The 22161-nt window shown below is 73.0% G+C and carries 20 protein-coding genes; 5 read left to right on the top strand and 15 right to left on the bottom strand.

The window, feature by feature from the left end:
- Positions 1-7: 7 nt before the first annotated feature.
- Positions 8-379: a GntR family transcriptional regulator gene (locus tag NQU55_RS22570; RefSeq protein ID WP_168093018.1), complete on the top strand. Its 372-nt coding sequence runs from the start codon at positions 8-10 to the stop codon at positions 377-379.
- 189 nt (positions 380-568) lie between these two features.
- Here the strand turns inward: NQU55_RS22570 and NQU55_RS22565 are convergent, their stop codons facing one another.
- Positions 569-1726 carry a DUF5925 domain-containing protein gene (locus tag NQU55_RS22565; protein WP_206329344.1) on the bottom strand — a complete coding sequence of 386 codons (1158 nt, stop codon included), beginning with the start codon at positions 1724-1726 and terminating at the stop codon, positions 569-571.
- A gap of 126 nt (positions 1727-1852) precedes the next feature.
- On the opposite strand from NQU55_RS22565, the gene NQU55_RS22560 reads away from it, so the two are divergent.
- Positions 1853-3247 carry a xylan 1,4-beta-xylosidase gene (locus NQU55_RS22560; protein ID WP_168093020.1) on the top strand — a complete coding sequence of 465 codons (1395 nt, stop codon included), beginning with the start codon at positions 1853-1855 and terminating at the stop codon, positions 3245-3247.
- Between the two features lie 30 nt (positions 3248-3277).
- On the opposite strand, the gene NQU55_RS22555 is transcribed toward NQU55_RS22560, so the two are convergent.
- The 6 genes from NQU55_RS22555 to NQU55_RS22530 all read right to left on the bottom strand — a co-directional run bounded on the left by NQU55_RS22555 (position 3278) and on the right by NQU55_RS22530 (position 11549).
- The gene (locus NQU55_RS22555) at positions 3278-7039 is read right to left on the bottom strand and encodes a lipopolysaccharide biosynthesis protein (RefSeq protein WP_256791021.1); all 3762 of its coding nucleotides are present in this window, start codon (positions 7037-7039) and stop codon (positions 3278-3280) included.
- Positions 7032-7832 carry a polysaccharide deacetylase family protein gene (locus NQU55_RS22550; RefSeq protein ID WP_256791020.1) on the bottom strand — a complete coding sequence of 267 codons (801 nt, stop codon included), beginning with the start codon at positions 7830-7832 and terminating at the stop codon, positions 7032-7034. Before NQU55_RS22550 ends, NQU55_RS22555 begins: the two co-directional genes overlap by 8 nt.
- Entirely contained in the window at positions 7829-8896 is a 1068-nt protein-coding gene (locus NQU55_RS22545; RefSeq protein ID WP_206330169.1) for a glycosyltransferase family 2 protein, read from the bottom strand. Before NQU55_RS22545 ends, NQU55_RS22550 begins: the two co-directional genes overlap by 4 nt.
- The gene (locus NQU55_RS22540) at positions 8893-9705 is read right to left on the bottom strand and encodes a glycosyltransferase family 2 protein (protein ID WP_168096569.1); all 813 of its coding nucleotides are present in this window, start codon (positions 9703-9705) and stop codon (positions 8893-8895) included. The genes NQU55_RS22545 and NQU55_RS22540 overlap by 4 nt, the downstream gene beginning before the upstream one ends.
- 409 nt (positions 9706-10114) lie before the next feature.
- Positions 10115-11209: a GNAT family N-acetyltransferase gene (locus NQU55_RS22535; RefSeq protein WP_256791018.1), complete on the bottom strand. Its 1095-nt coding sequence runs from the start codon at positions 11207-11209 to the stop codon at positions 10115-10117.
- Between the two features lies 1 nt (position 11210).
- Complete coding sequence (locus tag NQU55_RS22530; protein ID WP_168092360.1) at positions 11211-11549, bottom strand: hypothetical protein; 339 nt, start codon at positions 11547-11549, stop codon at positions 11211-11213.
- Between the two features lie 474 nt (positions 11550-12023).
- Between NQU55_RS22530 and NQU55_RS22525 the strand changes: the two genes are divergently transcribed.
- On the top strand, positions 12024-12827 hold the full coding sequence (locus NQU55_RS22525) for an SGNH/GDSL hydrolase family protein (protein WP_168092358.1): 804 nt from the start codon (positions 12024-12026) through the stop codon (positions 12825-12827).
- A gap of 4 nt (positions 12828-12831) precedes the next feature.
- On the opposite strand, the gene NQU55_RS22520 is transcribed toward NQU55_RS22525, so the two are convergent.
- Entirely contained in the window at positions 12832-14520 is a 1689-nt protein-coding gene (locus NQU55_RS22520; protein WP_168092357.1) for a serine/threonine-protein kinase, read from the bottom strand.
- A 240-nt stretch (positions 14521-14760) separates the two neighbouring features.
- Here NQU55_RS22520 and NQU55_RS22515 point away from each other — a divergent pair, with 240 nt between their 5' ends.
- Entirely contained in the window at positions 14761-15024 is a 264-nt protein-coding gene (locus tag NQU55_RS22515; RefSeq protein WP_168092356.1) for a hypothetical protein, read from the top strand.
- Between the two features lie 143 nt (positions 15025-15167).
- Here the strand turns inward: NQU55_RS22515 and NQU55_RS22510 are convergent, their stop codons facing one another.
- Positions 15168-15956, bottom strand: coding sequence for an ABC transporter permease (locus tag NQU55_RS22510; protein WP_168092355.1), 789 nt, complete (start codon positions 15954-15956; stop codon positions 15168-15170).
- A complete protein-coding gene (locus NQU55_RS22505) occupies positions 15953-16933 on the bottom strand; it encodes an ATP-binding cassette domain-containing protein (protein WP_168092354.1) in 981 nt (326 codons plus the stop codon). The genes NQU55_RS22510 and NQU55_RS22505 overlap by 4 nt, the downstream gene beginning before the upstream one ends.
- A 65-nt stretch (positions 16934-16998) precedes the next feature.
- On the opposite strand from NQU55_RS22505, the gene NQU55_RS22500 reads away from it, so the two are divergent.
- Positions 16999-17730 carry a TetR/AcrR family transcriptional regulator gene (locus tag NQU55_RS22500; RefSeq protein WP_168092353.1) on the top strand — a complete coding sequence of 244 codons (732 nt, stop codon included), beginning with the start codon at positions 16999-17001 and terminating at the stop codon, positions 17728-17730.
- On the opposite strand, the gene NQU55_RS22495 is transcribed toward NQU55_RS22500, so the two are convergent.
- The 5 genes from NQU55_RS22495 to NQU55_RS22475 all read right to left on the bottom strand — a co-directional run bounded on the left by NQU55_RS22495 (position 17731) and on the right by NQU55_RS22475 (position 22033).
- Positions 17731-18486 carry a GntR family transcriptional regulator gene (locus NQU55_RS22495; protein WP_168092352.1) on the bottom strand — a complete coding sequence of 252 codons (756 nt, stop codon included), beginning with the start codon at positions 18484-18486 and terminating at the stop codon, positions 17731-17733.
- Positions 18487-18508: 22 nt separating this feature from the next.
- Positions 18509-19861: a homogentisate 1,2-dioxygenase gene (gene hmgA / locus NQU55_RS22490; protein ID WP_168092351.1), complete on the bottom strand. Its 1353-nt coding sequence runs from the start codon at positions 19859-19861 to the stop codon at positions 18509-18511.
- Positions 19862-19961: 100 nt separating this feature from the next.
- Positions 19962-20579 (bottom strand): TetR/AcrR family transcriptional regulator, encoded by a 618-nt coding sequence (locus NQU55_RS22485; protein ID WP_168092350.1) that lies wholly within the window; start codon positions 20577-20579, stop codon positions 19962-19964.
- Positions 20580-20684: 105 nt separating this feature from the next.
- The gene (locus NQU55_RS22480; protein WP_168092349.1) at positions 20685-21275 is read right to left on the bottom strand and encodes a TetR/AcrR family transcriptional regulator; all 591 of its coding nucleotides are present in this window, start codon (positions 21273-21275) and stop codon (positions 20685-20687) included.
- Positions 21272-22033: an SDR family oxidoreductase gene (locus NQU55_RS22475; RefSeq protein WP_168092348.1), complete on the bottom strand. Its 762-nt coding sequence runs from the start codon at positions 22031-22033 to the stop codon at positions 21272-21274. The genes NQU55_RS22480 and NQU55_RS22475 overlap by 4 nt, the downstream gene beginning before the upstream one ends.
- Positions 22034-22161: the final 128 nt, after the last annotated feature.

Genomic DNA, 22161 nt, shown 5'->3' with positions numbered 1-22161 from the left:
TCCGGGCGTGGCCCTGAAGATCACCGTCGACCCGGACGCGGCCGAGCCGCCCTACGAGCAGATCCGCGCCCGGATCGCCGAACGCGCCCGCTCCGGCGAACTCCCCGTCGGCTACAAGCTCCCCACGGTGCGCGGCTTCGCCGAAGAACTGGGCCTCGCCGCGAACACCGTCGCCAAGGCCTACCGCGCCCTGGAGGCCGACGGGGTCATCGAGACACGCGGGCGCAACGGCACGTTCGTCGCCGCGCCGGGCGACACGGCGGCACGGGAGGCCGCGGCCGCGGCCGCGGCCTTCGCGCAGCGCGCGCACCGCCTGGGCCTGGACCACGAGGCGGCCCGCGCCGCGGCGGAGAAAGCCCTCCGCGCGGTCTACGGTTAGCCCACCCGGGCCGACGACCTGCACGGCACCGCCGGGCCGCGCCGTCGTGGCCTGTCGCCGCTGCGGCGGAATCACGACAAGGGCCCCGCCGAAATCCCCCGCCGCAGCGGCGCTCAGCCACCGCGTGGCGTACCGGCGGTGCCGGAACCACCCGGGCCGGAGGCCATGAGGCGCGTCATGGCGGGGGCGTCACAGATACAACCCCGCGTCCGCCCCGTCGTGCTGCGGCGGCACCGACGCCGGCCCGCCGCCGCGCCGCAAGGCGAACAGCTCCGCGAGCGTCGCGCCCTCGCGGCCCACGCCCTGGTCCGTGCCCAGCCAGCCCACGGCCTCCGCGCGGCTGAGCGGGCCCACCTCGATGCGGGCCAGGCAGCGGCCCGGCCGCACCACGGCGGGGTGCAGCCGCTCCAGGTCCTCGTTGGTGGTGACGCCGACGAGGACGTTGCGGCCCTGCCCGAGCAGCCCGTCCGTGAGGTTCAGCAGCCGCGACAGGGCCTGGCCCGCCGTGTGCTTGGCCTCGCCGCGGATCAGCTCGTCGCAGTCCTCCAGGAGCAGCAGCCGCCAGCGGCCCTTGGAGCCGCCGTCGTCCTCGCCGATGGCGATGTCCATCAGATAGCCGACGTCGTTGAAGAGCCGCTCGGGGTCCAGCACGCAGTCCACCTGGCACCAGTCCCGCCAGGAGCGCGCGAGCGTGCGCAGGGCGGAGGTCTTCCCCGTGCCGGGCGGGCCGTGCAGGAGGAGCAGCCGGCCCGCGATGTCATCCGGGGTGATCTTCATCAGCCGGTCCATGGCGTCCGCGACGCGCGCGGTGTAGTTGGGCCGGACCTCCTCCCACGTGCCGGCGGAGATCTGGCGGGTCGTCCGGTGCGGGCCGCGCCGCGGCGAGACGTACCAGAAACCCATGGTCACGTGTTCGGGCTGCGGCTCGGGCTCGTCCTCCGCGCCCTCCACGGCCTGGCCGAGCACCTTCTTGGCCAGTTCGTCGCTGGTGGCCGTGACCGAGACGTCCGCGCCCCGGTTCCAGCGGGAGATCAGCAGCGTCCAGCCGTCGCCCTCGGCCAGGGTCGCGCTGCGGTCGTCGTCGCGGGCGGCGCGCACCACGTGGGCCGCCGGCGGCAGGAGCGTGGCCCCGGACTTCACGCGGTCCACGGAGCGGCTTTGCGCGTACGGCTGCTCGCCGGTGGCGAACCGGCCCAGGAAGAGGGCGTCGATGACATCGGACGGCGAGTCGCTGTCGTCCACGTTGAGACGGATGGGCAGCGATTTCTCGGTCGGAGTGAAGTCCGGGTCGGTGGGCAGGGCCTGCCTCCTGGCGCTCGGTCGGCGGTCGGCACACATGCCGCCCATGATCCGGCACGGAGAGCCCGTGCGCACCCGTGTTTTCCCCTGATTCACGACCGGATGCGCAACACCCGTCCACGTTCGCCCGGAAGGCGCCGCACATCGTTTCGGCCGCGGATACGCTTGCCCGTGATGGGACGACGGGGTGTGAGTCGGACGTTTTGGCGGGCCGGGTGGCGGCGGGCCGGGCGGTGGCGGTTCGCCGTACTGCTCGCGGCCGGTGCGCTCGCCCTGGCCCTGCTGGTGGTCCTCTGGGCGACCGGCCGGCAGACGGGAGGGGACGGTTCGCCGGACGGCGCGAACGGGGACAGGGCGGCGCTGGAGCTCGGCTGGGGCTTCACCCACACCCAGTACAGCGCCGACCGCGGTGACGACGCCGCCCGGCGGACCGCGGCGGGGCTGCTCACCGCCTCCCGCATGCCGCAGAACCAGCACATCATGGGCTGGGGCGTCGACAACCCCGAGCCCAGGCCCGGCACGTACAACTTCGGCGATCTCGACCGCCGCGTCGCCTACATGCGCAAGACCGGCACGACCCCCGTGCTCACCCTGTGCTGCGCGCCCGACTGGATGAAGGGCGGCGGGGAGCGCACCGACTGGTCGCTGAAGTCCCTGGAGAAGGCGCCCGACCGCGCCCACTACAAGGACTTCGCCAAGCTGGCCGGCGTCATCGCCAAGCGCTATCCGGACGTTCGTCATTTCATCGTCTGGAACGAGTTCAAGGGCTTCTACGACGAGGGCCGCAACCGCTGGAACTACGAGGGCTACACCGAGCTGTACAACCTGGTCTACGCGGAGCTGAAGAAGCAGAACAGGGCCAACCTCGTCGGCGGCCCGTACCTCAGCATGGACAGCAATCCGCCCGGCTCCTCCTCCAACGCCTCCTCCCTGCGCGGACCCTGGGGCTCCGTCGACCAGCGGGTCGTCGACGCCCTCACATACTGGAACGCCCACAAGAAGGGCGCCGACTTCCTCGTCGTCGACGGCGCCAGCTATACCCGTGAGGACAGCAAGTTCTTCCCCGACGAGTTCGCCGCGACCCGCAAGTTCGCCGACGTGACCACATGGCTGCGCAGGACCGTCGACCTGCCGGTGTGGTGGTCCGAGTGGTACGTGGAGCCCGCCGACGCCAACGACGACCGCAAGTCCTGGTCCGAGCCGCACCGCACCGCCGTCCACGCCACGGCCCTGATCCACTTCGCCCGCTCGGGCGTCTCCGCGGCCTTCTACTGGAACCCCGAGGAGACGGGTGCGGACTGCCCGGGCTGCCTGTGGCGCAGTACCGAACTCAAGGGCGGCGGGGGCGGGCTGCCGATGCTGGACCTGCTGTCCCGCTTCGGGAAGGCCTTCCCGCCCGGCGCCGAGCTGCGCATCCCGGAGGTCACGGGCGACAACCGCGACGCCGTGTCCGCCCTCGCCTCGGGCAGCACCACCCTCGTCGTCAACATGCAGGACCGCCGGCTGACCGTCGAGGTCGACGGCAACAGCCTGGACCTCGCGCCCAACGAGATCCGCTGGACCGGCTGACTCTCGCCGGAGCGGGCTACGGGGCCCGCTTCACGACATCGTCGCGAAGCGGTGCACCAGCGACGCCAGCAGGACCAGCAGCAGCGGCAGCGCGAACCAGTACGACCCCTGCAGCCAGCGCAGCTGACGCACCCCCGGCCGGGCCGCGACCCGCAGCACCTCCCGCGCCGTCAGCAGCACCAGCAGCGCCACCGCCGCCAGACCGCCGATCACCGACACCGGCGTCCACGTCACCCGGGGGCCCGCCGGGCCCGGCCGGGGCTCCGGGGCCGCACCGGCCGGCTTGTCCTTCAGCTCGTACAGCACCGCATCGTCGTTGACGAGCACGCGCCGCAGCTCCGGCCGGCCGTCGAGCGTGAACCGCATCCGGGAGTCCCAGTCCGCCGCATAGCCTGCGTCGAGTTCGAGATAGACGGACTGGCCGCGGTTGACCATCAGATACGCCCGGGGACCCGCCTTGCGGAGCGCGCTGACCAGATCGTCCACGCGGGCCGGATCACGCGGGGCGAGCGTCGCGTCGTAGTGCACCCGCTCCATGTCCCGGGCACCCCACGGCATGGCGGGGGTGACGTTCTTCGAGGGGTCGCTGCTCATCCACAGCAGCCGTACGGTCGGCTCGTCGTGCGCGTACACGAAGTCCATCGCGGCGACCTCGCCGGGCCGCACCCGCTCGAAGGACTCGTTGCCCCAGCGGGCCACCAGGAAGCCGAAGATCAGGACCAGGCCTGCCAGCAGCGCGGCCACCGGGGCGAGGACCGGTCGGCCGGGCCGCTCCGTGGCGTGCGGGAACAGTGCGAGCGCCGCCAGCACGCACGCGCCCGGCAGGGCGAAGAGGAAGACCCGCAGGGCCACCTCGCCGCCGTAGGACTGCATGCCGAAGGCCAGGAAGGGCACCCCGGTCAGCACCAGCAGGGCCACGTCGCCGATCCCCGCCCGGCGGCGGCGCCACCAGCCGATCGCGGCGAAGGACAGCACCCCGCCCGCGAGCACCACCCTGGCGTAGAGCACCAGCTTGTGGACGGGGCTGCCGCCCTCGATCCGGCCCGAGACCGACGAGGAGACATTGCCGCCGAGGGAGCCCAGGCCGCCGAACAGCTCGTCGAAATGGCCCGACCAGTAGGGCTCCGCCAGGAAGCCCACCCACACAATCAGCATCACCCCGCACAGCAGCGGCAGCCCGCGCAGCGTGGAGCGGCGGGTGAGCACCAGGGCGGTCAGCACCCCCAGCATGACGAACGGCGTCAGCTGGTGGCTGGCCACCGACGCCGCGAACAGCGCGATGACCACGGCCAGCAGCGCGCCCTGCGCCCTCCGCCCGGCCGGCTGCGGCTCCGTCTCGCCCGGGAGCAGCGTGCCGCGCAGCTGCCGGGGCCAGCGGAACCACACCAGCAGCACCGCGGCGAACAGCAGGTAGAAGAAGTAGTTGAGGGCCTGGGGCGAGAAGTAGTCCTGCCCCACCCAGCCGCAGAGCACGAACAGCCAGGCCGCCGTCCACTTCGCCCGCCACCCCGCGCGCACGGCCCGCAGCAGCAGCGCGAGCGGCGCCAGGCACAGCAGCTGGATCGCCGTCGGCCACCAGCGCAGCACCTCGGTGAGGTCGCTCACGCCGGCCGTCTTCGCGGCGAACGCCATCAGGGCGAAGAAGCCGGGCCAGCTCCAGCGGGCGTCCAGGTCCGGCGCCGCCACGCCCGTGCGGTCGATGAAGTCCAGGAAGCCCAGGTGCTGCCAGGCCGTCGCGAAGCGCGGCTGGTCCTCCAGCACCGCCGGCAGGGCGTGCAGGGAGATCACCGTCAGCAGCAGGACGGCCGTGAGCAGCCGGCGCCGCTGCCCGTCCAGCCGCAGCGCGGCCACGAAGGAGACGACCAGCAGCGCCACGCCCCCCAGCGTCGCCACGGGCAGCACGGAGACCAGGCCGAGCCCGCCCATGCGGTCCAGTGCCAGCTCGCCGACGCCTACCAGCGGCAGCCAGTACAGCGCGAGGGCGGCCGCGAGCAGCAGCCAGACCGTCGCCTCGGGGCCGCTCCACCACGGCGCCGGGCCCGGGGGAGCGGATCCCTTCTCCTGCGCGGACTTGTCCTGTGCGGCCTTCTCCCGCGCGGGCCCCGCGACGGGCTGCTCGGAGGCCGCCTGGGACGCGGCCGGGGAGACGGAGTGGGACACGACGACTGCCTCCGGGGTGTGCCGGAGATCAGGGCGCCTCTCCAAGTGGTCGAAGTCCAGCCGCACGCCCAGCGGCATCGTGTCGGCGTCGAGCGCGGCGCGCAGCGCCCAGCGGGTGCCGTAGGCGCCGCTGTCTCTCTCCCCGGGCTCCTGCTCGCCCTCACCTCCTAAGCCACGGGTGATGCCGTGCCGCGCCCCGCGCCGGAGCCCGCGGGGCTCGGTGCGCGGGGCGTCGCGCCGGTCGCCGCGGGCCGCCAGGTCGGCCAGATCGCCGTCCGGGGCCACGTCGGGGGCGTAGGCCGCGGGCTCCGGCCGGGAGGCGCGCAGTATCCGGCGGAGCTTGACCGCCGAGATGGAGACGATGACGGCCAGGCTGCAGATCTCGGCCACCCCCGCACCCGTGAGCCCCATGCGCGGCAGCAGCACCAGCGTCAGCCCGAGCACCAGCACGCACAGCAGCCCCTGGAGATAGGCCAGTCCGGCCGTGCGGCTCTGCGCCCGCAGCACCGCGAAGTAGACCTCCATGACCACGCGCAGCGCCGCGCCCACGGCGAACCAGCGCAGCAGCGGAGTGGCCGCGTGGGCGTAGCCGGGGCCGAAGACGCGCAGGATGTACGGCGCGAGGAGGAACAGCAGCAGACAGACCGGCACCATGATCGTGGCCATCCGGCGCAGCGCCGCCCGGCAGTTCTCCGCCAGCCGCGCCGGGTCGTGCGAGCCCTCCACCGTCAGCGACGCGCCCATGTTGATGGCGAGCAGGTTGACCGTGCCGCCGATGGTGGTGGTGATGTAGAAGTACGCGTTGTCCTCGGAGCTGACCTGGGAGGCGATGATCACCGGCACCAGGTAGACCACGGCCAGGGAGAACAGCGATCCCGTGTAGTCCCCGGCGAGGAAGCGGCCCATCTCCCGGTACGAAGCGGGCCGCGCGATCGCCTCCGTCGCGGTCACGTGCCGGGGCACCAGGCGGCGGAAGACCAGCCAGCCCAGCGGCAGCACCGACACGCCGATCGAGACCACCCACGACACGAACACCCCGGAGGTGGGCAGCGACGCCGCCAGCGCCACCAGCAGGGCGAGCTTCGCGGCCGAGAAGACCGTGTTGCCCACCGGGACCCACAGGGCCCGGCGCAGGCCGGTCAGCACCCCGTCCTGCAGGGTGAGCACCGACCAGGCGACGACGGCGGCGACGAAGCCCAGGCCGTTGAGGGAGCCGTTCAGGAAGTGGTACGAGGGCCCCCACGAGCCCAGGGTGAGCAGGAAGACGCACGCCGCGGACGCGACGAGCAGCGAGCTGCCCGCGTACGTCCGGAAGACGAGCTTGCCCGTCGTCCGCCCGGCGACCGGGATGAACCGCGCCAGCCCCCCGGTCAGGGTCACCGCGGTGAGCCCCGCCAGGAGCTTCATCGCGGCGATGGCCGCCGAGCCCTGGCCGACCGCCTCCTCCGTGTAGTACCGGGCGGCGATCAGCCAGTACCCGAGCCCGAGGACGGCGCTGATGCCCGTGTTGAGCATCAGCGCGAAGGCGTTGCGGAACAGCGGGCTGCCGCCGCCCCGCCCCGGCAGCCGCAGCCTGCGGCCGGCCGGTCCCTCCGTCTCCCGCTCCTCGGTTCGGGTGGACGTGTCAGACACGGGTTTCGGTTGCCTTCCTGACGACCTGACGGGTTCTGCGGTAGAGGGCGTAGCCCTTGGTGAGCGTCCGGTCCCGGGCGAAGATCCGTCCCACGCCCCGGCCCTCCACGAGCCGCTCGAACTCGGCGATGCCCGTCGAGCGCCGCACCGTCACCCGCTCCAGGGCGTAGGGCCCCTGGGGACGGGCGGCCAGGCCGTTGCCCACGGCCAGGGAGATGCCGAAGCCCGCCGCCCGCACGATGCGGCGGACCCTGCGGCTGGAATAGCCATAGGGGTAGGCGAAGGAGACCGGAGCCCGCCCCAGCTCCGTGGCCAGCACCTCGCGGCACTTCAGCACCTCGAACCACAGCTGGTCGTCCGGGAGCTGGTCCAGCTCCGGGTGCGTGTGACTGTGCCCCCCGATCTCCATTCCCGAGGCGGCCAGCTCCTTGACCTGGCCCCAGCTCAGCATCAGGTCGAGCGCGCCCCCGGTGTCGTGCGGGCCGCGGAGCCAGCCGGTGGAGGCGAACAGCGTGGCGCGGAAGCGGTGCTCCGCCAGCGCGGGCAGGGCGTGCCGGTGCACGCCCTCGTAGCCGTCGTCGAACGTGATCAGCACCGGCTTCCGGGGCAGCCCGGAGCCGGAGCGCCACGCCGTGGCCAGCTCCTCGGCCGTCAGCGGGTGGAACCCGCGGTCGGCCAGGAGCCGCATCTGCCGTGCGAACGCGTGCGGCGAGACCGACAGGCCGTAGGTGGCGCGCGCGGGAGCGTGCGCCACCGCGTGATACATCAGTATCGGGACCCGGGACGTGCTCATGCGTCGGCCTCCTCTGCCGGAGGTCTCGGCCCGGCCGGCTCCTGTGTCGCCGCCACCGCGTACCGGCTGCCGCTGCGGCGCGCCCGGAGCGTGCCCACCGCATAGCCGCCGGCCGCGGCCGTCACCCCGGCCAGGATCGCCCCGGCCCGCCCCGCCCCGCCGGGCCTGCCCAGCAGGGCGTCGCGCACCCCGCGGGCGACACCGGCGGGCAGCACCCGCGTGGCGTACCGGCGCTCCGAGGCCAGCCCGGCCTGTGCCCCCACGCTCTGCGCCACCAGGGCCTTGGACAGGCCCTCGGCGTACGAGCGGGTCCACAGGTAGCGGAAGCGCTCGCGGGCCGCGGGCACCCGGTGGTGGATGACCGACCGGTCGTCGATCAGCAACACCGCCTCGGGCATGGCCCGCGTCAGCCGGATGCACAGCTCCGTCTCCTCGCAGCCCAGCGGCAGCCGGTCGCCGTCGCGGCCGATGCCGCAGGCGAACCCGCCGGCCAGCTCGAAGGCCGACCGGCGGAAGGAGGCGTTGCCCCCGAGGACGTTGCGGACGGGCACCCTGCCGGGCGGCAGCCCCCGGTACGTACAGCCGACGGCCCAGTCGAACTCCTCGGGGAACCAGGCGGGCCGCCGCCGGGACTCCCACACCGGCTGGGTGCGGCCCCCCACGGCCATCACCCTGGGGTCGGCATAGCCCTCCGCGAAGTGCCGCAGCCAGTCGCGCTCGGCGACGGCGTCGTCGTCGAGGAAGGCGATGACCTCGCCGGACGAGGCCTCGATGCCGGTGTTGCGGCCCGCGGACAGGCCGCGGGGGCCCGCGTTGGCGAGCACCCGCACCCCGTCCCCGGCACAGCCGTCGTCCCCGAAGTGCTTGGCGAGCCGCCGCAGCAGGGCCGGATTGTGGTCCACGACCACCAGTGTCTCCAGCGCGGGCCGGGACTGCTCGCGGACCGAGGCCACCGCGGCGACGATGTCGTCCCAGCGGTCCTCGGTGTACACGCAGATGACCACCGAGACCGAGGGGCCCGTGGCCGCTCCGGCGCCGTCCGCCGGGCCGGCCGTGATCGTCAAGACACTTCCCCACGGTTGGCCGCGGGTGCGATGGCGAGCCGCTGCGGGCGGCGCCGCCGGGTGCCGCGCTCCTGCAGGATCACTTTCAGTACGCGCAGCCCGTCGCGCACGGCCCGCAGGTTGCTGGTGCCGTGGATGCGGACGAACTCGTGGCTGGGAATCTCCTGGACGCGCAGGCCCGCCTTGACGACTCTGATGTTCATCAGGGTCTCGACCTCGAAGCCGGCGCAGTCGAGGGCGATCTCGTCCAGGCAGTGCCTCCAGAAGGCGTTGTAGCCGTAGCACAGGTCGGTGTAGCGGGCGCCGAACTTGTGGTTGACGATCGAGCAGAGCACGCGGTTGCCGAGCTTGCGGATGGGCGTCATGTCGTCCGTGCCGCCGCCGTTGGCGAAGCGCGAGCCCTTGGCGAAGTCCGCGCCGCCGACGAGCGCGGACACATAGCTGACGATCTCGTTGCCGTCGGCGGAGCCGTCGGCGTCGACCATCACGATGATCTCGCCCGTGCAGGCGGCGAAGCCGGTGATGAGGGCGTCGCCCTTGCCCTTGCCGAGCTGCCGGACCACCTTCACGTCCGGCCACAGCTGCCGTGCGACCTCGATGGTGTCGTCGGTGGAGTTGCCGTCGACGAGGACCACCTCGTGGACCCACTCCGGCAGCGTCTTGAAGACGTACGGGAGATTTTCCGCCTCGTTCATGGCGGGGATGACGACGCTCACGGGTGGAGCTATCGCGAGATGCGACGTCACCGGGCGGTAATGGGCGGCGACCAGGGCCTCCTGATCAGCCGCCGGGCGCAGAAAAGAACTCATGACTCGGATGTCCCTCTCGTCCGGTGGACCGCCCGCCCCGAGCGGTCCTGTGGCGTATCCGGTTCGAAAAGGGGGTACTCACCCCGCCCTGACGGCGCTCATCGCCGCATGGGCCGGGCGAGCTGGCAACACTTGTTCGCCGCGCGGTCAACGCGACACGGCGATTCTGATCAGCCGGACGCGGCACCCCCCACCGCGCCCCGCCCCGGGCACCATCGCGACGCTTGCCCTCCCCTGAGCCGCTTTGCATGATGGGCCGATGCGGGTGGATGTACGACGGTATTGATGGTTGAGACTGTATGGCAAGAGCTGGTGCGGTGACTCCTCCTTTGGGTGTTTTTTGCGCCCAAGTCATGCATCATGTTGACGCTTTGCGTCGTTGGCGGCGCGCGCCGGGCGCAATGCGCCGTCAGTCGCCCTGACGCAGCCTTCCCACGCGCTTGAGCAACCGGTCGGCGGGTTCGAAGAGCTCGGGCCGGGACACCACGGTGTTGCGCAGGGCGCGCACCGGCGCACGCCGGGCCCGGTGCCCCAGCGCCACCGGATGACGCCGCATCACCCACCCCTCCCAGACGCTGAGTTCACGCGTCTTCAGCGAGTCCTTGTACGCCTTGTCGCCCCGGCCGAGATCGAGATAGGCCATCCCCGCGGCGGCCGCCCCCTCCGCCATGTGCAGGTGCAGCAGCAGGCCCGGCGAGAACTTCCCGAACGCCGGGTCGTACGACGGGAACCAGCAGCAGAGCACCTGCCGCGAACGGGGCCCGAAGTGCGCCGCGACCGGCCGTCCCCCGGCGTACAGCACCGACAGCAGCCCCGCGAAGGACTCCGTCCTGGTGTGGAAGAGCTGTTCGACCAGGCGCACTATCCAGGGACGCGCGAACCGGTCGCTGCGGCCTGTTCTTCGGTACTGCGCCGACTTCCAGGCGATCAGGGTCCGCAGCATCTCCGGGTCGCGCTCGTCGTGCACGTAGCGCACGTCGCCGACGTCGCGGCCGAGCCGGCGCTCCTTGGCGAAGGTGGCGCGGAGGAACTTCGGCGACTGCTTGCGCAGGGCCGCCAGGTAGGACTCGAAGCCCTGCTCCACATCCATCACGGGCGAGCGGAACGCCCCGGAGGCGCTCACCTCGAACGGCTTCTGCCCCTCCACCAGGTGGTCGAACTCCCACACCGAGAGCCCGCAGGCGTGCAGCAGCTCACGGGCGTCCCACTGGAAGCCGGTCCGGTGGACGAGCCCCTGGGCGTCCGAGAGCCCGAGCCCGATCGCGCGGCCCACCCCGAGGGCGGTGCGCTGGTACGGGAAGAAGCCCACGGGCTCGCCGTCCTCGCGCACCACCGCGATCCGCACCCCGGCCCGGCACCGGCCGACTGCGAGGGCGAACTCGGGTGCGAGGAAAGGATTCGCAAGCTGCGGCGAGCCGTCCTCGACCGCCGCCGCCTGCAGGGCAGACCAGGCCGCCCGGTCGGCCGCGGTGAGGTCACCGGGCCGGTACACGCTGATGTTCACCTCAGGAAGCCCGACTTTTCGCCGTGCGGTGGTGCCGCACGTGTGCCAGCAGGAACAGGAGAAGGCTGACGGCCGCGACCGCGGCGACGCCACCCCGCACCGTCCAGGTGTGGAGCGCGAGCATGGCCTGGGAGACCAGCACGTCGACGGCGACGGCCCCGCCGGCCGCCACCACGGAGCGGCTCAGCGGATCGAGGCCGCGCAGCGCCGCCCCCACGGCGCAGGCCGGCGCGACGAGCAGGAAGAAGAGCGTGAACGGCGCACGCAGGGGTGAGCCGATGTCCGCGAGCGCCAGCACGGCGCCGACGCCCGCGATCGCCGTGGCGGCCCCGGCCGCCACGGGAAGGGAATCCCCGGCCGGTGTGCGCGCGCCGCCCGGCCGGTCGGGTGCGGCCGGCGGTGCGGACGGGTCGGTGGCCGAGGCCGGATCGGACGGGCCGGAAGGTCCGGGCGTGCCGGACGGGACTGAAGAGCCGGGTGAGCCGGACGAGCCGGTGATACCGGTGGGATCTGTGAAGCTCTGCATTGGCGACTTTGCCCCCCGAAGCGCCGGATGCCGAGGCTTCAATGTCGCGCAATCGGCGGAGCGACGTCAAGATGTGAAGGCCGTGCAAACGGCCTCCGGTTACCCGATCGGCACGGAACCGGAGTCTTTCGGTCAGATGAATACTGCACGAATATGTCGGGCCGTCAAAATGTCCGCCGGTGTCGGTGGTTGAGCGTTCACTGGCTCACACTTTTGACATGGACACTTCCGATCGCCACGGGCTGCTGCTACCACGGGTACGGCAGAAACCCTGGTAAAGGAGGTTCCATGAAGCTGTCCCGCCTCGCGGGTTCCCTCTCCGCGATCACCCTCGCCGCCACCCTGGCCCTCACCGGAGCCGGCTCCGCCCAGGCTTCGACGAAGCCCGCAACTCCCGCCTATGTGGCGCTCGGTGACTCCTATTCGTCCGGTCTGGGGGCCGGGAGCTACTACACGAACAGCGGGGACTGTAAGCGCAGCGCCAAGTCGTACCCTGCGCTCTGGGCCGCCGCGCACGCCCCCGCGAGCTTTGCCTTCGCCGCCTGCGCGGGGGCCCGAACGGGTGATGTTCTCGGCAAGCAACTCGGCTCGCTGAACGGCTCGACCGGGCTCGTCTCGCTCAGCATCGGCGGGAACGACGCCGGCTTCAGCGACACCATGGTCACGTGTGTGCTCAACTCCGACAGCGCCTGCATCAACCGGATCAATGAGGCCCGCACATTTGTCCAGAACACCCTTCCCGGTGAACTCGACAAGGTCTATACCGCCATTAAGGGAAGAGCGCCTTCCGCTCATGTCGTCGTCCTCGGATATCCACGCTTCTACAAACTCGGCGCGAGTTGCGCCGGGCTCAGCGAGACCAAGAGGAAGGCCATCAACGCCGCGGCCGACCTGCTCAACTCCGTCATCGCCAAGCGGGTCGCCGACCACGGCTTCGCCTACGGCGACGCCGCGGCCGCCTTCGCGGGTCACGAGCTGTGCTCCGGCAGCCCCTGGCTCAACAGCGTGACCCTGCCCGTGGAGAGCTCCTACCACCCGACCGCGGCCGGTCAGTCCGGTGGCTACCTGCCGGTCTTCTCCAGGGCCGCCTGACCGCTCAGTACCCGTACGGCGGGTCCGTCGACGCGGAGGACGACGGGCCCGGCGACCGGGAGGGGCGGGACGGTCCCGCCGACGACGGCCCGCCCGAGGGGCGGCCCGACGGCGGCCCCTGGCAGGTGACGGTGAACGGAACGCGATTGGAGGTGATCTTCTGAGGGCTCCTGACCTCGACCGCGAGCCAGTCCCTGCCCGTGCCGTGCTCGGTCTCGACGTACGTCAGGCCGAGGCTCTTGCCCGCCGTGACGTCGGAGGTCCGCCAGGGGTCGACCTGACCGCTGCCCGTGACCACGCGGTAGGAGAGCCGGGCGGGGGTGCGGTCGACGGTGAAGGTCACCCGGAAGGAGGGGCCCGCGCTCTTCGGCGGGCAGGGGCCGGTGTAGGAGTCGCGCACCGCCTCGACGGAGACCCGCAGGCCGTACGAGGTGTCGCCGCCGCCGTCCGCGGTCTTCCCGCCGCCGTCCGCGGACGCCGAGCGCGACCCCGGGTTCTTGTCCGGCACGGTGGAGCCCGCAACACCGCCGCCGGAGGAGCCGTCCTCGTCGCCCTCGCCCCTGCTGAAGGCCCAGGCCAGCCCGCCCACCAGCAGGGCGAGCACGACGGCGGCCACCGCGAACACCAGACCCGGGCGGCGCCGCCGGTCGTCACCGGTGGTGCCGAGGCCGCCCGGAGGTTCCGGGGGCCCATACGGCCCGTCGCTGCCCGGCGGGCCGAAGCCGCCGGCGCCGTGCTCCCCGGAGGGCGTCGCCGGCCCGTCGGGCGGATCGCGCCGCGGGTGCGCCGGGACCGTCGGGGCCTCGGCGGTGGGCAGTGCGCCCGGGGTGGAGAGGGTGCCGCCCTGCGCCACCACCCGCAGCATCCCCTCCGCCTCCTCGGCGCCGAGCCGCAGGGCGGGATCCTTGCGCAGCAGCCCCTCCAGGACGGGCGCGAGCGCCCCTGCCCGCACGGGCGCCGGGAGCTGCTGGTCCACCACGGCCCGCATGGTGGAGAGCGGGGTGTCCTGACGGAAGGGGGAGACGCCCTCCACCGTCGCGTACAGCGTCACCCCGAGGGACCAGAGGTCGGACCCCGGCCCCGGCGGATTCCCCAGCGCCCGCTCGGGGGCCAGGAACTCGGGCGAGCCCACCAGCTCCCCGGTCCGCGTCAGCGCCGAGCTCCCCTCGACCGTCGCGATGCCGAAGTCGGTGAGCACGACACGCCCGTCGTTGGCGAGGATGACGTTTCCCGGTTTTACGTCCCGGTGCAGCACGCCCGCCGCGTGCGCCCCCCGGAGCGCGGAGAGCACACCAGCGCCGATGTGCGCCGCGCGCGCCGGGGCCAGCGGGCCCTCGGCCTCCAGGACGTCGGCCAGGGACAGGCCGCGCACCAGCTCCATGACGATCCAGGGCCGCCCGTCCTCGGAGACCACGTCGAAGACGGTGACGACATGGGGGTGCGAGACGCGCGCCGCGGCCCGGGCCTCGCGCTCCAGGCGCACGTACAGCTGCCGGATCTCGTGCTCGAGCAGGCCCGACGGCGCCCGGACCTCCTTGACGGCCACCTCGCGGTCGAGCACTTCGTCCCGCGCGCGCCACACCACGCCCATGCCGCCCTGGCCCAACCGCTCCAGCAGCCGGTAACGGCCCGCCACCACCCGGTCCGGCGGCACCGCTGCGCCCTCCGGACCGCCCCCGAACGTCCCGCTCATCGACGGGCCCCCTCCACCAAGAGAGCGATTCGGGGTGAATCTACCGCAACGGAGCGTGATTACCCCCTCTTCTGCATATCCTTGTCCCGCTAACTCGCCCACAGTGACGGCAGGTTCACGCCAGCCCTGTCAACGCCCTTGACGGAGTGGTGAATCCGCCCCGCCGATGCGCGGGTGACGGAATAGGGCGGTAGGGTTACCCTGCCTGAGCCGGGTGCCTCGTTCGGGTGGGGAGTCTCAATGGATCAGATAGCAATGCGCGGCAGGCCACGGGTGCCTGCCATCAGCTGCAACAGCGGTGCGTCCAGCGCGCGCCTCGACCGCCATCTCGCGGTGCTGGGCGGGCCTGCCGTGCCCCAGCGCGAAGTCGAAGGGGCGACCCTGCTGATGCGCGAGCTGACCACGCGTGATCACACGCGCACCAAGCAGAGCCGGACCGCGAAGGTCTCCCTCTTGGCGCCGCTCAGACGCCTGCGCCGCTCCCTGTTCGGCAACCACGACTGAGCCCCGCCCCGAGCGCAGCGCCCCGCAGCCGTTCCGTCATCGACAGCGACACCGGTGCGACGCCGTCGGCCCTCCACCCTCTCCCCAGGGCGCGGCCGTACGGCGCCGTGGCATGTCCGGGCCCGTCTCCGGCGGTGCGGCGATCAGGCTGAGTCCCGTGCGTACCGCCGCACCGTGAGCGGCACGAACACCGCGAGCAGCAGCACCGCCCAGCCGGTCGCCGCCAGGACGGGGTGCGCGACCGGCCAGGACGCGTCCGCCGCGGCGGAGCTGTTGCCGAAGAGCTCCCGGCAGGCGGTGGTGAGCGCGCTGATCGGGTTCCACTCGGCCACGGTGCGCAGCCAGCCCGGCATGCCCTCGGTCGGCACGTAGGCGTTCGACAGCAGCGGCAGCATGAAGGTCGCGCCGGCCATCTGGCCCGCGGTCTCCTCGTTCCCGAGCACCAGGCCCAGGTAGTGGCCCAGCCAGGCCGTGACCAGCCGGAAGAGCAGCAGCAGCGCGAAGGCGCCCGCGGCGCCGGCCGCACCGCCCTCGATCCGCCAGCCGACGGCGAGCCCGCACAGCACCAGCGGCACCGTGCCGATCGCCGCGAGCGTCACGTCCGCCGCCGTCTGCCCGGCCGGAAGGGCGAACCGGCTCATGGGCAGGGTGCGGAAGCGGTCCATCACCCCGCGCTGGGAATCCTGCGCCGACGCCAGCATGGATGTCATCACTCCGTTGACGGCCGTCACCGCGAACAACCCCGGTACGAGGTACGCCCGGTAGTTCGCGCCCCCTTCCAGCGCCACTGCGCTGCCGAAGACATAACCGAAGAACAGCAGCATGGTCACGGGCATGGTGAGCGTGATGACGAGCAGCCCGGGCACGCGTCGCATGCGACGGAGGTGGCGGCCGAGGACGGCCCGGGTGTCGGAGAGCGCGAGGGTGCTCATGCGGCGGCCTCCCCGGCTCCGGCCCCGGCTTCGGGGCGGGGATCCGCGCCGGAGGTCAGGTGCAGGAAGACCTCGTCCAGCGTGGGCTGCCGCAGGCCGGCGTCGGCGAGGGGGACGCCCGCCGCGTCGAGTTCGCGCACGAGATGAGGGAGCGTCAGGTCACGGCCGGTGGTGACCGCTGCGGCCGCGCGCCGCCCGGGGTCGAGCACCGGTTGCCCGCCGGTGAGCCGGGCCAGGACGGCCGCCGCGCCCGCGAGCGCCTCCTCTTCCGCGACGACCACCTCGGCGCGCGCGCCGAGCCGGGCCTTGAGCTGTGCGGGGGTGCCCCGTACGGCGGCCCGCCCGTGGTCGATCAGCACGACGTCGTCGGCCAACTGATCCGCCTCCTCCAGGTATTGCGTGGTGAGCAGCACGGTGGTGCCGTGTCGCGTCAGTTCGCGGACGGCGTCCCAGATCGCGCTGCGGCTGGCCGGGTCGAGGCCGGTCGTCGGCTCGTCGAGGAAGAGCACGCGGGGCTTGGTCAGCACGCTCGCGGCGAGGTCGAGCCGGCGGCGCATGCCGCCCGAGTAGGTGCGGGCCGGGCGGTCGGCGGCGTCCCCGAGGCCGAAGTGTTCCAGCAGGACGTCGGCGCGGGCGTGCGCGGTCGCGCGCCCCAGCCGGTGCAGCCGGCCGAACAGCCGCAGGTTCTCGCGGCCGGTCAGGTCGGCGTCCACGGAGGTCGCCTGGCCGGTCACCCCGATGGCGCGGCGCACGTCCCGGGGCGCGCGCACCACGTCGTGCCCGGCGACCCGCGCGGTGCCCGCGTCGGGCCGGATGAGCGTGGTCAGGAGGCGGACGGCGGTGGTCTTGCCCGCGCCGTTGCGCCCCAGCAGGGCGCAGACGCTTCCTTCGGGCACGGCCAGGTCGAGCCCGCGCAGTGCGTGGACGGCACCGAACCGCTTCTCCAGTCCCTCACTAAGTACGGCGTACGTAGTCATGGTGCGACCCTATCTCACGACGTACGCTGTACGTAACTAGGATGGTGGGCGAGGTGATGTGATCCATGGCAGCCAGCGGCCGCACGGCCAACCCCGAGGTCATCTGGGCGCGCCCCGAACGCGCGGCCCGGGGCCCGCGCCCCGCGCACACCCGCGCCGAGATCGCGGCCGCGGCCGTGCGCGTCGCGGACGCGGAGGGGGCCGAGGGCGTCTCGATGCGCCGCGTGGCCGCCGAGACCGGCTGCGGCACGATGTCGCTCTACAACTACGTCCCGCGCAAGGAGGACCTGTACGAGCTGATGGTCGACGCCGTCAGCGCCGAGTACGACCTCTCGGCGGCGCCCTCGGGCGACTGGCGCGCCGACGCGCTGGCCCTCGCGGGGCAGACGCGCGCCCTGATGCACCGCCACCCCTGGCTGCCGCGGCTGATGTCACCCGCCCACGGCTTCAGCCCGAACGCCCTGCGGTACCTGGAGCACTTCCTGTGGGTGCTGGAGCCCCTCGACGCCGAGGGGGGCACCAAGATGGAGCTCATCTCCATGGTCAACGGGCTCGTCTCCACCTACGTGGTCAACGAGCTCTCCGAGGCCGAGCGGGCCCGCACCTCGCCCTTCCCGCCCGGTCAGGAGCACGCCGCGCGCATGGCCCACCTGGCGCGCGAGCTCTCCGGCGGCGCCTACCCGCGCCTGGCCGGCGTCCTCGGCGCGGGCTTCGCCGCCGTGGACCTCGACGCACAGTTCGAGCGCGCCCTCGGCCGGGTGCTCGACGGCTTCGCCCCGGGGCGCGCCGGCGGATAGTCAGTCGGCGTCCGCCTCCAGCGTGACGCTGAAGGAGAACCGGTCGCCCCGGTAGCGGATCCGGGCCACGTCCACCGCCCGGCCCGAGGCGTCGTACGTCACGCCCGTGTAGTGCAGGATCGGGCTCAGCAGCGGCACCTGCAGCAGCCGTGCCGTCTCCGGGTCGGCCAGGCGGGCCTCGACCGTGTCGGTGATCCGGCTGATCCGCACGCCCACCGCGTCCCGCAGCACCTTCGTCATCGGCCAGCGCGCCAGGTCCGCCAGGTCGATGCGCTCCGCGAGCTCGGGGCGGACGAGGTTCTCCGCCCAGTTCGTCGGCTCGCCCGACTCCCCGTCGCAGCGCAGCCGGCGGAAGACCACGGCCTCCTCCAGGTCGGGGAAGTGCTCGCCCAGCTCCGCCGGGACCGCCGCCGACCCGTGGCCCAGCACGGTGGTCCGCTCGCCGGACTGCTGCGCCACGATCGCGTCCACCGAGCCGAGCAGCCGCACGGGGGAGACCCGCCGGGCGCTCGGCTCGATGAAGGTGCCCCGCCGCCGGTGCCTGCTGATCAGGCCCTCCGCCTCCAGCTCCTTCAGCGCCTGCCGCATGGTCAGCACGCTCACGCCGTAGTGCTCGGCGAGGGCGTCCTCGGTGGGCAGGCGCAGCGGGTCGCTCGGGCAGCGCCCGAGTATCGAGGCGCGCAGCGACTGCGACACCTGGTACCACAGCGGCAGTTTGCGGTTGAGCGCGAGGGAGTCGGGGGCGAAGGTGGTCACGGGCTCTCCGGCTCGTACGGCGTCACGGGCGGGGCTGGCGGAAATGCCGCTCCAGACCCTGCCACACGTCGTCGTAGCGCGTCTGGAGATGGCCGGCGGTACGGGCCTGCTCCGTCGCGGTCACGGGCCAGCGCGTCTCGAACATGAAGGCCAGGCCGTCGTCCACCTTCTGCGGCTTCAGCTCGGCCGCGCTCGCCTTGTCGAAGGTGTCCCGGTCCGGGCCGTGCGCCGACATCATGTTGTGCAGCGAGCCGCCGCCCGGGACGAAGCCGCCCTTCCCGGCGGCCTTGGCGTCGTAGGCGCCCTCGATGAGGCCCATGTACTCGCTCATCACGTTCCGGTGGAAGTACGGCGGCCGGAAGGTGTCCTCGCCCACCAGCCAGCGCGGCGCGAAGACGACGAAGTCGACGCCCGCCAGGCCCGGGGTGTCCGACGGGGACGTCAGCACCGTGAAGATCGACGGGTCCGGGTGGTCGTAGCTGACCGAGCCGATGACGTTGAAGCGGCGCAGGTCGTAGACGTACGGGACGAGGTTGCCGTGCCAGGCGACCACGTCCAGCGGCGAGTGGTCGTACGTCGCCGTCCAGAGGTTGCCGCAGAACTTGTTGACGACCTCGACGGGGCCTGCCGTGTCGTCGGAGTCTTCGTAGGCGGCCACCGGGGCGAGGAAGTCGCGCGCGTTCGCCAGCCCGTTCGCGCCGATCGGCCCCAGGTCGGGGAGGGTGAAGGGCTGCCCGTAGTTCTCACAGACGTAGCCGCGGGCGGTGGCGTCCAGCAGCTCCACCCGGAAGCGCACGCCGCGCGGGATCAGCGCCACGTGCCCGGGCTCTGCCCGCAGCAGCCCGAACTCCGTGCGCAGCAGCAGCCCGCCGCGCTCGGGAACGATGAGCAGCTCGCCGTCGGAGTCGCTGAACACCCGGTCCGTCATCGAGGCGTTCGCGGCGTAGAGGTGGACGGCCATGCCCGCGCGCTGGGTGACGTCGCCGTTGCCGCCCAGGGTCCACAGGCCGGCCAGGAAGTCCGTGCCCGCGGCCGGCTCGGGCAGCGGGTCCCAGCGCAGCCGGTTGGGGTCGGGAACGGCGTCGGCGAACGGCGCGCTCGCCAGGCGGCCGTTGCCGGTGCGGGCGAAGGGCGGGTGCGCGGCGGAGGGCCGGATGCGGTAGAGCCACGACCGGCGGTTGCTGTGCCGGGGCTCGGTGAAGGCCGTGCCGCTCAGCTGCTCCGCGTACAGCCCGAGCGGGGCCCGCTGAGGGGAGTTGCGCCCTTCGGGCAGCGCCCCCGGGACGGCCTCGCTGCTGTGCTCGTTGCCGAAACCGGCCGAGTAGGCGAGCCCCTCGGCGGCCTTCCGCGCCTGCTCGTTGCCCGTACCGCTCATCGCGTGCTCCCAGCGCCGATGGATTCCTATGGGAGACCGTAGGATTCCCGGCGGGGCGCGTCAATGGATCAGCCCGGGGAAACGGGCGGGTCGCTCCTTCCTACTTCTTCGCGTACCCCACCATGCGCAGCGCCAGGTCCGCGTACAGCTCGCCCACCTCGTCCGGCGTGCGCTTGCCCTCGGCGTTGAACCACCGGGCGACGTCGATGCACAGCGACAGCACCGCCAGCGTCGTCCCCGGCACGTCCGCGGTGCCGAAGTCGCCCGAGGCCACCCCGTCCTCGACGATGGTGCGCACCGCGGCGTCGGTGTCCCGGCGCAGGGCGACGATCTCGGCGTAGTGCTCCTCGCCCAGCGCCCCCAGCTCGTACTGCACGACCCGGGCGGTGGTGTGGTGCTCGGCGTGCCAGCGGACGAAGCACCGCACGGCCTCGGAGAGGCGGTCGGCCGGGCTGCCGCCCGAGTCCCGCGCCCGGCGCAGGATGTCCAGGGCGAGCCGGTGGCCGACGCTGCTGATGCGGTAGAGCAGCTCTTCCTTCGTCTTGTAGTGGATGTAGAGCGCGGCGGGGCTCATGCCGGCGCGGCCGGCGATGTCGCGGGTGGTGGTGGCGTGGTAGCCGCGCTCGGCGAAGGCCTCGACGGCGGCGATCACCAGCCGCCGCGCGGCGTCGGGCGTGACATCGGCCCACTGCCCGCTCCGCTGCCCCTCCGCACCCATCCCACGCCCCGCTCTCCCGGCCCGCCCCGGGCCCTGCGCCCGCGGAACGAACACCATACCCCGAGGTGAGCAAGCGCTTAGGGAGGTGTGGGGCGGTCCGGTGCGCTACGGCCGCAGCGCCCGCATCAGCAGGTCCGCGAGGTGCCCGGCGACCTCCCCGGCGCTCAGCCGGCCCTCCGCGTGGTACCAGGCGCCCAGGTGGTGGACGGAGCCGAAGTGGTAGTCCACGACCAGGTCCGCGGGGGTGGCCGAGGAGAAGACCCCGCAGCGCTGGCCCTCCTCGACCAGGGCCCGGAAGCGCTCGTGGTAGCGGCGCCGCTCCGCCCGCACCTGCGCGAGCTTCTCGGGGCCCAGGTGGTGCATGGACCGGAAGAAGATCTTCGTGTCGTCGAGGTTCTCGATGGTGGTGACCACCACGTCGGCCGCCGCCTCCCGCAGCCGCTTCTCCACGGGCGCGTCCGAACGGGCGAAGCAGTCCAGCCGCTCCTGCTGCAGGCGCAGCACGCGCGCGTACACCTCGTGCAGCAGGTCGTCCTTCGAACCGAAGTAGTGGTAGAGAGCACCCTTGGTGACGCCCGCGGCCTCCACGATCTCCTGGACGGACGTGCGGTCGTAACCCTGGTCGGCGAAGAGCCGGGTGGCGGCCGCGAGCAGCCGCTGCGGCACCGACCACCCGCCCTCCGCCGCCGCACTCACAGGTCCTCTTCGAGCTTGCGCTGGAGGTGGTTCATGCCGCGCAGCCAGCGGTCGGGGTCGGTGGCGCGGGCCGCGTAGTAGTCGGCGACCTCGGGGTGCGGCAGGATCAGGAAGCGGCCCGCCGCCATCCCCTCGAAGAGCGCGTCGGCGACCTGCGCCGGCTCGATCGCCGTGGGCACGAGCACCAGGTCCCCGGCCGGGCCGGTGCCGCGCAGCATGTCCGTCCGCACGCCCTGCGGGCAGATGGCGTGCACGTCGATGCCGCAGTGGCGGTAGGTGAGGGAGAGCCACTCGGCGAAGGCGAGGGCTGCGTGCTTGGAGACGCTGTACGGGGCCGAGCCCAGCATCGTGAGCAGCCCGGCCGCGGAGACCGTGGCCACGAAGCGGCCGCTGCCGCGGTCGAGCCACTCGGGCAGCAGCTTGCGCGCCGCCCGCACGTGGGCCATGACGTTGACGTCCCAGGCGGTCTCCCAGAGGTCCTCCTCGGCCTCGGGACCGCCCGCGGGGGCCACGCCCGCGTTGGCGCAGTAGATGTCGACGCGGCCGCCGAGCGCCTCGCGGGCCGCCTGCACGACGTCGGAGGCGTCGCCCGGGACGGCCGTGGCGCCGATCTCCGCCGCGACCGCCTCCGCCTTGGCGGCGTCGAGGTCGTTGACCGCCACCCGCGCGCCCTCGGCCGCGAAGCGGCGGGCGAGCGCGGCGCCGATGCCGCCCCCCGCTCCCGTGACGACGACTCCCGCGTCCCGCACGATGCCCACGCTCGGTCTCCCTCGGCTCGGCTGCACCGCGCAGACTAACCAGTCGGTATGTGACGGGGGAAGAGGCCGCAACAGGTCCGGAGGCGCGCCCTCCGGCTGCGGCCTCCCGGGGGGACGCCCCCGTGCCC

The organism is Streptomyces telluris (assembly GCF_024519335.1).
Lineage (GTDB): Bacteria > Actinomycetota > Actinomycetes > Streptomycetales > Streptomycetaceae > Streptomyces > Streptomyces telluris.
Note: the sequence above shows the minus strand (reverse complement) of the source record. Positions and strands in the feature narration are given on the sequence as shown.